This window comes from Fulvivirga aurantia (genome assembly GCF_009711475.1).
GTDB classification, from domain to species: Bacteria; Bacteroidota; Bacteroidia; order Cytophagales; family Cyclobacteriaceae; genus Fulvivirga; species Fulvivirga aurantia.
This window is the reverse complement of record NZ_SMMD01000863.1, coordinates 1-12,108: the sequence shown is the minus strand read 5'-3', so window position 1 is coordinate 12,108 and position 12,108 is coordinate 1. Positions and strand designations below refer to the sequence as shown.

The following is a 12,108-nucleotide window of genomic DNA, read 5'->3' as shown; positions in this document are numbered from 1 at the left end:
CGAATTCTTTATCAATTATACGTCTACGTTAGCGTATTTAGCATTTTTCTCAATAAATTCTCTACGAGGTGCTACCTCATCGCCCATCAACATAGAGAACAAGTGATCTGCCTCAGCAGCTGATTCTATTGTCACTAATTTAAGGCTTCTATTTTCAGGATCCATGGTGGTCGTCCACAACTGCTCCGGGTTCATCTCACCAAGACCTTTGTAACGCTGAACACTCACAGATTCAATTTTTCCATCACCTGCCATCTCTTCAGTGATTTTTACGCGCTGATCTTCCGTCCAGCAGTAACGCTCATCTTTACCTTTTTTGAGTAAATAGAGCGGTGGCAATGCGATATATAAATAACCTTTTTCGATAAGTGCATGCATGTACCTAAAGAAGAAAGTAAGAATTAACGTACGAATGTGGCTACCATCAATATCCGCATCCGTCATGATTACGATTTTGTGATAACGAAGTTTCTCCATGTTTAACGCCTTATCGTCATCCTCAGTACCGAAGCTAACGCCAAGCGCTGTAATCATGTTTTTTATTTCATCGTTTTCGTAGATCTTGTGCTCCTGAGCTTTTTCTACGTTAAGTATTTTACCTCTGAGTGGTAGTATAGCCTGAAAGTTTCTGTCTCTACCCTGCTTTGCAGAACCACCTGCAGAGTCACCCTCCACAAGGTACAACTCACATATTTCAGGATCTTTATTAGAGCAGTCAGCCAGCTTACCAGGAAGCCCAGAGCCGCTCATTACGTTCTTTCTTTGCACCATTTCACGTGCCTTACGAGCTGCGTGTCTGGCTTGGGCCGCTACAATTACCTTAGAAACAATCTGCTTGGCTTCTTTAGGATTTTCCTCCAAATAATGTGTAAGCATCTCGCCCACTGCAGTATCTACCGCCCCACTTGCCTCTGAGTTACCTAGTTTGGTTTTTGTCTGACCTTCAAACTGTGGCTCGGCCACTTTAACAGACACTACGGCTGTAAGACCTTCTCTAAAGTCATCACCGCTGATCTCCACTTTTACTTTATCAAGCAAACCAGAACGATCTGCATAAGCTTTTAGTGTTCTTGTAAGGGCTCTTCTAAAACCAGAAACGTGCGTTCCGCCCTCTATGGTGTTGATGTTATTTACGTAAGAAACAACATTTTCACTGTACGATGTATTGTAGCTCATGGCCACCTGCACTGGAATTTCACCTTTTTCTCTATCCATGAAGATAGGTGAAGGAATCAACGCCTCTCTCGTGCTATCTAAGTATTCTACAAATTCTTTAAGACCTCCTTCAGAGAAGAAATCTTCACTTTTGGGATTACCATCATCATCAAGCTCTCTTAGATCTTTAAGGTAAATTTTTATACCTGCATTAAGATAAGCCAGCTCACGTAATCTTGAAGCTACCGTATCGAAAGTGTAGGTTGTTACATTAAAAATCTCAGGATCTGGCAAGAAGTAGATATCTGTACCGTTTTTGTCGGTTGTACCAGTTTCTTTTACCTGATATTTAGGCACACCACGCTCGTACTCTTGTTCGTAGATTTTACCATTTCTATGAACTGTGGCTTTCAGATGGGTAGAAAGTGCGTTTACACAAGATACACCCACACCGTGAAGACCACCAGAAACCTTGTAGGTGTCTTTATCAAACTTACCCCCTGCGTGAAGAACAGTCATTACAACCTCTAGTGCAGATCGGCCTTCCTTCTCATGAATATCTGTAGGTATACCCCTACCGTTATCGCTTACAGTTATTGAGTTGTTTTCATTTATAGTTACTGATATCTCATCGCAATAGCCAGCAAGTGCTTCATCAATTGAGTTATCAACTACCTCCCAGATTAGGTGGTGAAGTCCTTTTATTCCCACATCGCCAATGTACATGGCAGGACGCTTTCTTACTGCTTCTAAACCCTCTAGTACCTGGATATTACCAGCTGAATATTCTTTCTTCTTGTTTTCTTTATTATCACTCATAAGCTCAATTCAAAGTCCCTCAAAACTACAATATTAAATGGTTTTTTACATGCTTATTACTTGCATTATTACCAACTAATCATTTAGTTTAAAGTATGCTCAAACCCACGCTTCTAACCATACTTATTTTCCTGCTTGCGTCATCTCAATCATTAGCACAAATACTTCACATTGTGAATGGTAAAATAGCTACGAGACAACAGGTGGATTCATTGTTGAATACAAATGAACATAAACTATACCTTCAGGCTGTTGAAAGATTTGAAGCTTACCAAAGAATAAACAATAAGGACTCAGTTCTCCTACTTAACCTATCAAATGGTCGTTTAAAGGAAATTCCAGAATGGGTTTATAGATTTAAAAACCTTAAAAGTTTGAATCTTGCGCATAACAACATTGAGAAAATCGGCAGGCAAATCAAAAAACTAGATAGTCTTACCATTCTAAACCTGAGTAATAATCAAATTGGCAATCGTAAACTAAAAATAAAGCGAAACAAGAATATAAAAAGTGTTTTTCTCAATGATAATAATTTGAGCTCTCTGCCCCGGCAGGTCAGAAAATTTAAGAACTTAACAGATCTTAATCTTCGCAAGAATCATTTTACTGAAATACCCCTCTACCTTAAAAAAAATAAAAAATTAGAAGTCTTAAACATTAGTGAGAACTGCCTAATAATAGACAACCAAAACTTTAAGAAGTTGAGTGGGTTGACAACGCTTAGGCTCAACAAAACTGATCTCAATTACATACCTGAGAGCCTTTTTACCTTAAATAATCTAAAGGAGTTACAGCTAAATCACAACAACATAAAAGCTATTCCGGATGGTATTAACCACTTTAAGAAATTAGAACTTTTTTCAATCTACGAGAACCAAATAAAAGAAATTCCAGACGCATTTTTTAATCTGACAAATCTTAAACAATTAGATATCTACTATAATGATATTGAAGTTTTACCTAAGCAAATAAAGGCGTTTGAAAAGCTTGAAATTTTATACCTGTCAAATAATAAAATCTATTCCTTGCCAGAGGAGCTGGGAGATTTGCCAAACCTTAAGCGTTTGTATCTACATCACAACAGACTGACCAATATACCTGCCAGTCTCGCATCGCTCAATCAATTGGAGGTGCTAAGAATTAACAACAATTATTTTGCTGAAGTACCTGCTGTAATTCTAAATCTGAAAATGCTTAAAAATCTCGATTTGTCCGATAATAAGATTGAGTTTATACCACTGGAGTTCAAGGATTTTGAAAGATTGGAACTCTTTTATTTTCAGAACAACCCAATTAAAATAGACAACCCAAATAATGAGCACCTCAAGGAAACCCTATCTAAAATGAATAAACGAGGAACTGTAGTTAATCCGAGCACATTGGAATAAGATTTATGTAAATTAATAATTACCCACGCGCAGCATTACCAGAGTACAGGCCTCGAGTGTCTCAATGTTATTTTGTTCAGCTTTTTCAGCTAATTCGCGATTCTCAGTACCTGGATTGAAGATTATTCTTTTGGGCTTTAGCGAAAGCAAATAGTCGTACCACTCGGGTTGATTTTGAGGGCCTAAGTATAATGTGATGGTATCTATACCTTCAACATGCGGTTTTTGCCTCATATCTAGTATGTTTTCACCTGCAACCTCTCCCTTTTTGATACCTATTGGCACTATTTCATGACCATGCTCTTTAAGAAGTTCTGCTGCAAAGTAAGCATACCTTGCAGGATTGGTTGTAGCACCGATTATTGCTGTTTTTTTCATAAATTGATGTAATTATAAAACATTATTTGCAGGTATAACACGGTATCGCCTATCTTCGTTATTTTGTTCAATTTTAGTATTCATAAATGACCGAGAGTTTAAGTAAACCTCACTTTATTCCTTTAAACAAAATCACTGACAGAGGGGGTGATCTCAGCGTAATCGAAGACGACCTACCTTTTGCCATAAAACGGGTATTTTGGATTTATAATATCGAAGAAGAAATTACCCGAGGCTCTCACGCTCATCAGGATTCTGAGAAATGCCTCATTTGCATGCACAAGTCTGTGAAGGTAAAGCTTACAAATACCGAAGGGGAAGAATTTACTTTTGTGTTAGATAACCCATCCAAAGTACTTTATTTCCCAAAAATGCATTGGATTGACCTCACTTATGAAAAGGGAGCTATTCTAACTGTACTGGCTTCTACCACCTACGCTGAAGAGCAATTCATACACGATATCGACACATTTAAGAGAACAAAATGAGTCGCATCAAAGTGACCCATACATCAACCTCAAAGCGTGTAAGCAGCGATTCCTATTTATTCTATAACCCTAAGTTTTTAAATCTCAGGCACCATCAATTAGTTTGTAATTCACTGTTTGAAAATGATAAGCTCATTGCTCAAATTCATTTTAATTTAAGTGAAAATGAGGCGATAAGCTTACCATACGCTCCTTTTGGTGGTGTGGATATAAGTACTGCCGATAGTGGTCATGTCTCTCTGTTATTAGAAAAAGCGATAGATCACATCAGAAATACTGGTGCTATAGAAACAATAACAATCAAATCTCTACCTCAAGACTATAATTTACAACTCTTTGAAATACAGGATAGTACATTGAAAAATCTGGGGTTTGACGTAACTGCCAATGATTACATGCAGTATATCCCTATCACAGATTTAGACTTCAGAAATCTTATAGATTCAGATAAGAATCGCTATTTAAATAAATCTGAACAGCTGAAATTTGAAAAGCTTCCAAATCATAAACTCAAAGAGGCATATCGCTTAATAAAAAAAGGAAGAGATGATAAAGGCTACGCCTTAAGCATGACTTTGGAGGAAGTAGAAGATTTAGGCAAATCGTTTCCGGAAAATATCTTGATCTTCGGTGTGTTCTTAGATGAAGTTATGGTTGCTGCATCTATATGCATTAAGGTTAATAATGACATCTTATACGACTTCCATCATGACGATGATGCTAACTATCGCTCGCTGAGCCCGACTGTATTTCTCATACAGGAGATGTATAGATACTGCCAAAATAACCAGTATAAAATTTTGGACCTTGGAGGCAGTATGATAGATGGCAAAATCAATCAAGGGCTCTTTAACTTCAAAAAGTCATTAGGTGCCTTAGCTTCAACTAAAGTCTCTTATAGACTTAAACTGTAACTCCAAAGTATTGCTGAGCGATGGCTTCAGCACACCTTTCCCCATCCATTGCTGCACTTACAATACCTCCGGCATAACCAGCTCCCTCTCCACATGGGTATAATCGTTTTACTTCCAGATGCTCTAAAGTCTCACGGTCTCGTGGTATTCTGACGGGTGAAGAAGTACGACTTTCTACACCAACTATCTGAGCTTCGTTGGTCAAGTAGCCTTTCATTTTCTTCCCAAAAGCCTTAAAAGCCTGCTTCAGACTGGCGTTGATAAAATCTGGCAGAACCTCATCCATCTTTACAGATTTAAGTCCTGGTTGGTACGAAGTATCTAACAAGGCGCTCGATGCTTTACCATTAACGAAGTCAACCAACCGTTGTGCTGGTGCTGTTTGGTCATTGCCTGCCACCACGCATGCTTTTTGTTCCACTTCTTTCTGAAATTGCAATCCGGCCAGGTCACCAAAAGAACTATACTTAGCGATATCTTCTTCGTTTACAGCTACTACAATTCCTGAGTTGGCGTACTTAGAATCTCTTCTGCTAGGACTCATCCCGTTTACCACAACTTCACCAGCACTTGTAGCTGCCGGCACTATAAAACCACCAGGACACATGCAAAATGAAAAGACCCCACGTTTCTCTCCTTCATAATAGGTCTGATTGACCAGCGCATAAGAAGACGCTGGCAAATAATCGCCTCTTTCTGTATTACAGTTATATTGAATTTGATCGATGAGTTGCTGAGGGTGCTCAACACGAACGCCAAGCGCAAAAGGCTTAGATTCTATTTTTACTTTCTTGTCTTGTAAAATATGAAAGATATCCCTGGCAGAATGACCCGTTGCTAAAATCACACCTTTAGCTCTGATCTGATCACCGTTAGCCAGCCTAACACCTACCATTTCGCCTTTTTCTATGATAAAATCATCCACTCTGCAATCAAAATGTACTTCTCCACCTGCGGCTTCAATGCTTTCTCTGAGTGCGGTTACAACCTTAGGCAGTTTATTTGTGCCAATATGAGGGTGTGCCTCGTATAAGATTTTTTCTGTGGCTCCATGCTTCACAAGAATTTCTAAAACTCGCTGTACATCTCCGCGCTTTTTTGACCTTGTATAGAGTTTACCATCTGAGTAGGTGCCTGCCCCACCCTCTCCAAAACAATAATTACTGTCTTCGTTTACGATGTGCTCTTTATTGATAGCAGCTATATCTCTACGTCTGTCACGTACATCCTTACCCCTTTCCAGAATAATGGGTTTGATACCCAATTCGATCAGCCTCAAGCCAGCAAACAAACCAGCAGGACCGGAACCTACTACTATAACTGGATCCTTACTACTAACGTCAGTCGTGGGAATATCATAATTAGTTAGCGGTGGTGGTGTTTGGTCGTAGACCTCGAGAAGAACATTAACCCAGACCTGCTTTTTTCTCGCATCGATAGATCTGCGCGCTATTCTAAACTGCTTGTTTTCTCCAAATCTTTTACTCGCAATTCGGTTAAAAACATCATCATCAAAAGCCTCCTCAGGCTTTAATTTCATTTCGTAAGTTTTCATGTGTAAGGTTTTTATCCTTAAATATTATTTGCGGCCACGCTTTCCAAAAGAAAGAATATAGCCAAAATTGACTCCAAATGAAGGCTTGAATGTAATTTTTGATTGATCCAGCCCATCAAAAGCTCGCTTAAACTCCTGTGAAACACTAAAATTTCTATATCCGGTTCCCAGACTCACATAAGCATCAATAGTAAATCCTTTGTCTGCGGTATTTTGCATAAGACGGTAACCTAAGAGCACCGAGTATTCTACCTTTTGCTCAGAGGCGCTTACTTTTATTTCATTGCCTTGCACGCGTGTGCTCTCAATGTTTGCAAAATGACTGAGGTTTGTAAATCGCATTTCATGACCGAAATAAAGCAGACCAAACTTACTGTGCTCGTTATAAAATTTTTGTTTGAGTGCTATAGCGTAACCCCTGGTGTAGGTATCGTTAAGTGGCACATCATTGTCATTAGTATAAAATGGGTCGCGAATTCCTTCAAACTCAAACTCATGCCCTAATCGCTCCTGCATATAAAACTCTACTGCAAATGGTACCCGGCCAATAAATGATCCCAAGGGATTAATACTCATTATCACCCCTTGAAATTCATTGATTTTACTTTCGAAATACTTGATCTTTCTTCCTGTAAATTTGTAGTCTGCAACGCCATACTCCCGCTTTGGCCTGACGGCCTCTATCTCCTCTTCCTGCAAGCCTTCCTCATCATAAATAGGTTTGTAATACCCTGTGAGTGAGCCACTTTTATCATACAACTCCCAGCGTCCTACCTTCTTTCCCTCTTCTAAAGTTCCTTTGGTCTGCAAGGTGCCATCCGGATAGTAACCCAAGTACTCCCCGGTTCCTTCATTAAATTCACATTCCCCCTCAAGATCACCCCCTAAGTAATAATACTTCCACAAACCATCTCGCTTACCTTCTACAATGGATCCTCTTATTTTTAAACTACCATCGGTATAATACTCCTTATATATGCCAGTGCCATCTTTAAATATTGTTTCACCCTTTAGGCTTCCATCTTCAAAAAATACCCCCCAGTAACCAGATTTTTCACCCTCAACAAAAGCACCCTTTGAACTTTCTTTTCCGTTTGGATAGAAATAAACCCAATCTCCGTTGGCCTCCCCATCTAAAAACGCACCTGATGCAGATACATTTCCATTCCTATGGTAATAAGTCCACTCACCTGTTTTCAATCCATTTTCATATACTCCTTCGGCTTGCAGATTACCATCTTTGTAGAAATACTGCCATTTGCCTACATTTTTTAAACCTACCCTTGTGCCCTCGGCTCTCACCTCCCCAGTTGAATAGAATTCGGTAAACTGACCTCTTGCATTGGTGTAATTTACCTGTCCTTTAAGACTGCCGCTCTCATAATAATAGCGCCAGGGGCCTTCTCTTTTACTCTCTTTGAAAGCACCCTCTTCTTTTAATTCACCACTTTCGAAATAAATACGCCAATCTCCAGTTCTTTTATTATCGCTAATCTCTCCTTCCATGCTTTTATTACCACTTTCGTAGTAATATTCCCAGTACCCGTCATTAGAATTAGGCTCAAGTGTACCGGTCATTTTCAGTTTGCCGGTCTCGTAATAAAAATTCCAACTACCTACTGTCTCGTTATTAGAAAACTGACCCTGTGATTCGATATTACCATTGAGATAATAAGAAATGTATTTACCCTCAAGTATGTTGCTTATGGTGTCTTTTACCTGATACATTTCTTTGAGATTTTGCTTCTCATCGTCATGGTAACTGTACCTGGTAATTTGTGCCTGTGCGCTTATTGCACAAGCTATCAATATAACTGCGATATGTATCTTTAAAAACTGCAAACCTCTACTAATATACGTAGAAATAGAATATAAAGAGGTTGGCTATTTATTACTCAAAAGCTCTTTGAGCACCCAACTTTTGCCCCATTCTTCTCTTTCTTCATCTGTCCAGAGTTCAGGAAAGAAGATTATTTTTTGAAAACGAGGCGGTAGGAATTTTTGCCAGTTTGTACCTCCGGTGGCAGCAATATCATCAGGGTCTTTTTGAAGATATCTTACGGCAGATTTATAATGCGCTAAAGGCCATGAAATATTAACTAATGCATCGTAAGTACGCAGCTTTTCAACGATTTCTTCATTGCCCGCCTTGTCTTTAAAATTGGTTTGAAACACCTTAAGTAGGTTTTTATTCTTAAACGCTATGGCTCTGCCTAGAAATTGCTCAAAATACTTTTCCTCAAATTGTCTTAGCGTTAGTGTCTTTTTACCTGTGGCTAGTTCAGTAGCCCCATTCTTCCAGTAAATGTTTTCTAATAAATTTTCTGTGTTATTACTTGGCGAAAACTTAGATCGCTGCTTTACATCTACCAGATTATAAACGTCTGTCGATGATATTTCTATAAGGCGATACTGCGCAGACTGAAAACCACTGGCCGGCAAAAGAGACATCCTAAATTTTAAGAACTGATCCTTGTCCATCCCTTCCGTCATCACAGAAAAAGAGTTAGACAACACCTCAAAATACCTGATTAGCCGATCGAGTTTATTGATGAAATAATCTGCTTCTATATTTTCTTTATTGGCAATCTGATTGATCTCATGTAATGCCAGCTTAAAGAATATTTCTGTATGTTGATGATACCCTATAAAGATTAACTCATCTTCAAACCCTGTTTTTGGAGTCTGTAAACTTAATAAGGTATCTAAGTGGATATAATCCCAATAAGTCAGGTAGTCTGCGTATAGCAAACCATCCAAGTAAGAGGATATATCCTGACCCATTACCTCAAATTTGGCGTCCAGCTTTTTTATTTGTTCTAAAATCTTTGGGTCTATCTGCGACTCTTGCATTTGCTTACCGTTATACCGATCTGACCATGCATTTTACCGCATAAATTCAAAATCGTAAATCGTAAATGATTATTGTTGCGTAAATTTGAAATTTAAATACGAATAACCCAAATAATATATGTCGACCAATATTGTGAAAGAAGAAACGACAAGTAAAAAGGCTTCAAACGATTTATTTGAGTCTCCAGATTTTTATCAGATAGACGACCTACTTACCGAAGAGCACAAACTCATTAGAGGTTCAATCAGAGATTTTGTTAAAAAAGAGATCAGTCCTTATATCGAAGAGTGGTGCCAAAACAACCACTTCCCATCAGAAATTGTCAAGAAATTTGGTGATATAGGTGCTTTTGGCCCTACTGTACCTACAGAGTATGGCGGAGGTGGTTTAGACTATATAAGCTATGGCCTTATTATGCAAGAAATTGAGCGTGGCGATTCTGGCATGAGATCTACCGCTTCTGTGCAGGGATCACTTGTTATGTACCCGATCTATAAATTCGGGTCGGAAGAGCAACGCAATAAATTTTTACCAAAACTAGCCTCTGGTGAATTTTTAGGATGCTTCGGACTCACAGAACCAGATCATGGTTCTAATCCAAGTGGCATGGTTACTAATTTCAAAGATATGGGTGACCACTACTTGCTTAATGGTGCCAAAATGTGGATTTCAAATTCACCGGAGTGTGATATAGCAGTAGTTTGGGCAAAAAATGAGGAAGGAAGAATACATGGCCTGATTGTAGAAAGAGGAATGGAAGGCTTCTCTACTCCGGAAACTCATAACAAATGGTCTTTGAGAGCAAGCTGTACCGGTGAGTTGGTATTTGACAATGTGAAAGTGCCTAAAGAAAATCTACTTCCTGGTAAAAGTGGCCTTGGTGCTCCTATGATGTGTCTGGACTCTGCAAGGTATGGCATCGCATGGGGTGCAATTGGCGCAGCTATGGACTGCTACGACAGTGCAAGAAGATACGCTACAGAAAGACAGCAATTCGGAAAGCCAATCGGCTCTTTCCAGCTTCAGCAAAAGAAACTATCTGAAATGCTTACAGAAATAACCAAAGCACAACTACTTAACTGGAAGCTTGGTAAAATGATGGATGAAGGCAAAGCTACTACGGCTCAGATATCTATGGCAAAGCGTAATTCTGTAGAAACCGCACTTAATATTGCACGAGAAGCAAGACAAATGCATGGTGGAATGGGAATTACCGGTGAATACTCAATGATGCGACATATGATGAACCTTGAGTCTGTAGTGACCTATGAGGGTACTCATGATATTCACTTGTTGATTCTCGGTGCCGAGATTACAGGTATACCGGCTTTTAAGTAACAGTATCAAAAATCATAAACAACAAAGGCTCACATAATGTGAGCCTTTGTTGTTCCAAAATTTTACAAGTATTACTGTGCTTGCACGTAGGTTTTTATTGTTACACGCTGCACAGGGTTTCTTGGGTCATTTGAATAAATCGTCACAGACTTCTGCTGATTACCCTTTCTGCCGTAAGCATCAAAAGCTACCTCTAACTCAACTGATTTCCCTGGCTTAACCGTTTCTTTTTCAACCTCAGCAGTTGTACAATCGCAATTAGAGTCCACTTTTCTAATCTTTAGTGGTGATTGACCGGTATTCGTTAACACAAATTTAGTATTCACCTTACTATCTTTTGAAATCTTACCAAAGTCATGGGTAGTGCTTTCTATTTTAAGCTTTGGAGCGTCTTCCATTTCCTCCGGAGTCAAAGGTGGGAAATACTCCAACACAGTGGCAAAAACCGAAACTGATTTCTGAGCCAGGTCTTCTGACTGATCGGTATAAAAATTCAGATTATCGTTAGAGAATCCTAAATCGTTTTTCAGTTTTCCATTGTAGCTCACACTAATCTGACCTTTTGCCTTTGGCTCAAGTGTTTGCGGCTCAAAGCTTACAGAAATGTATTTTGGCCCTTCCATTTCCTGCTTAAATGTTATTGCTGAATCTGTATCATTATATACCTCAAATGTTTTTACTGTTGGCTCATCTGTAGTATATACTTTGCCCATATTCAAAGATCGATACTTCACCCGAAGCCCGTTCATAGATACGGGTAGTTCTTCTTCTATCGATTTCGGTTTTGGCGTTACATTGCCTTTTATATATAGTCTAATAGGCTGATCGTTATAATCTGTAGTAATTGTGAGGCTTTTATTAAACTGGCCTGGTCTGTTTCTAGGGTTATACTGAGCTTGTACAAAACCAGACTCACCAGGAGCTACTGGTTCTTTGCTCCAATCGGGTGTGGTACAACCACAAGATGCTTTCACATTGAGTATAGAAATAGGTTTCTCGCTATTATTTATGAACTTAAACTCATGAATAATTGGCCCATCTTCTTCTTTTACTGTTCCAAAATCAAACTGTTTTTCCGAAAAAGTAATCTCCTCAGCCAACTGACCATATACTGAAGATGACAAACACAGAATTAAAAATACAACTATTGCTCTCATGGATTTTTTAATTTAAAGACAAACAAAAATAATAAAAACCATGGTTTCGCAAGAAGAAACCG

Annotated in this window: 10 protein-coding genes; 4 read left to right on the top strand and 6 right to left on the bottom strand. The window is 38.9% G+C overall.

Annotated features, from left to right (window positions below; all coding sequences use genetic code 11):
* Nucleotides 1-15: 15 nt before the first annotated feature.
* Nucleotides 16-1,974 carry a DNA topoisomerase (ATP-hydrolyzing) subunit B gene (gene gyrB / locus E1176_RS13465; RefSeq protein ID WP_155211155.1) on the bottom strand — a complete coding sequence of 653 codons (1,959 nt, stop codon included), beginning with the start codon at nt 1,972-1,974 and terminating at the stop codon, nt 16-18.
* A gap of 95 nt (nt 1,975-2,069) precedes the next feature.
* On the opposite strand from gyrB, the gene E1176_RS13460 reads away from it, so the two are divergent.
* On the top strand, nt 2,070-3,362 hold the full coding sequence (locus E1176_RS13460) for a leucine-rich repeat domain-containing protein (RefSeq protein WP_155211154.1): 1,293 nt from the start codon (nt 2,070-2,072) through the stop codon (nt 3,360-3,362).
* 12 nt (nt 3,363-3,374) lie between these two features.
* On the opposite strand, the gene E1176_RS13455 is transcribed toward E1176_RS13460, so the two are convergent.
* Nucleotides 3,375-3,740, bottom strand: a complete 366-nt coding sequence (locus E1176_RS13455) for a CoA-binding protein (protein WP_155211153.1) — start codon at nt 3,738-3,740, stop codon at nt 3,375-3,377.
* Nucleotides 3,741-3,826: 86 nt separating this feature from the next.
* Between E1176_RS13455 and E1176_RS13450 the strand changes: the two genes are divergently transcribed.
* Nucleotides 3,827-4,228 (top strand): sugar 3,4-ketoisomerase, encoded by a 402-nt coding sequence (locus E1176_RS13450; RefSeq protein ID WP_155211152.1) that lies wholly within the window; start codon nt 3,827-3,829, stop codon nt 4,226-4,228.
* Nucleotides 4,225-5,142 (top strand): GNAT family N-acetyltransferase, encoded by a 918-nt coding sequence (locus E1176_RS13445; RefSeq protein WP_155211151.1) that lies wholly within the window; start codon nt 4,225-4,227, stop codon nt 5,140-5,142. The genes E1176_RS13450 and E1176_RS13445 overlap by 4 nt, the downstream gene beginning before the upstream one ends.
* Here E1176_RS13445 and E1176_RS13440 read toward each other — a convergent pair.
* Genes E1176_RS13440 through E1176_RS13430 form a run of 3 tightly spaced genes read right to left on the bottom strand, consistent with a single transcriptional unit; the run spans nt 5,132 to nt 9,550 of the window.
* Complete coding sequence (locus E1176_RS13440) at nt 5,132-6,697, bottom strand: NAD(P)/FAD-dependent oxidoreductase (RefSeq protein WP_155211150.1); 1,566 nt, start codon at nt 6,695-6,697, stop codon at nt 5,132-5,134. The genes E1176_RS13445 and E1176_RS13440 overlap by 11 nt on opposite strands.
* A 24-nt stretch (nt 6,698-6,721) precedes the next feature.
* Nucleotides 6,722-8,539, bottom strand: coding sequence for a toxin-antitoxin system YwqK family antitoxin (locus E1176_RS13435; RefSeq protein ID WP_155211149.1), 1,818 nt, complete (start codon nt 8,537-8,539; stop codon nt 6,722-6,724).
* A 42-nt stretch (nt 8,540-8,581) separates the two neighbouring features.
* Nucleotides 8,582-9,550: a tryptophan 2,3-dioxygenase family protein gene (locus E1176_RS13430; protein ID WP_155211148.1), complete on the bottom strand. Its 969-nt coding sequence runs from the start codon at nt 9,548-9,550 to the stop codon at nt 8,582-8,584.
* A gap of 118 nt (nt 9,551-9,668) precedes the next feature.
* Between E1176_RS13430 and E1176_RS13425 the strand changes: the two genes are divergently transcribed.
* Nucleotides 9,669-10,889, top strand: a complete 1,221-nt coding sequence (locus E1176_RS13425) for an acyl-CoA dehydrogenase family protein (protein WP_155211147.1) — start codon at nt 9,669-9,671, stop codon at nt 10,887-10,889.
* A 71-nt stretch (nt 10,890-10,960) separates the two neighbouring features.
* Here E1176_RS13425 and E1176_RS13420 read toward each other — a convergent pair whose 3' ends face one another.
* Complete coding sequence (locus E1176_RS13420; protein ID WP_155211146.1) at nt 10,961-12,046, bottom strand: DUF1573 domain-containing protein; 1,086 nt, start codon at nt 12,044-12,046, stop codon at nt 10,961-10,963.
* Nucleotides 12,047-12,108: the final 62 nt, after the last annotated feature.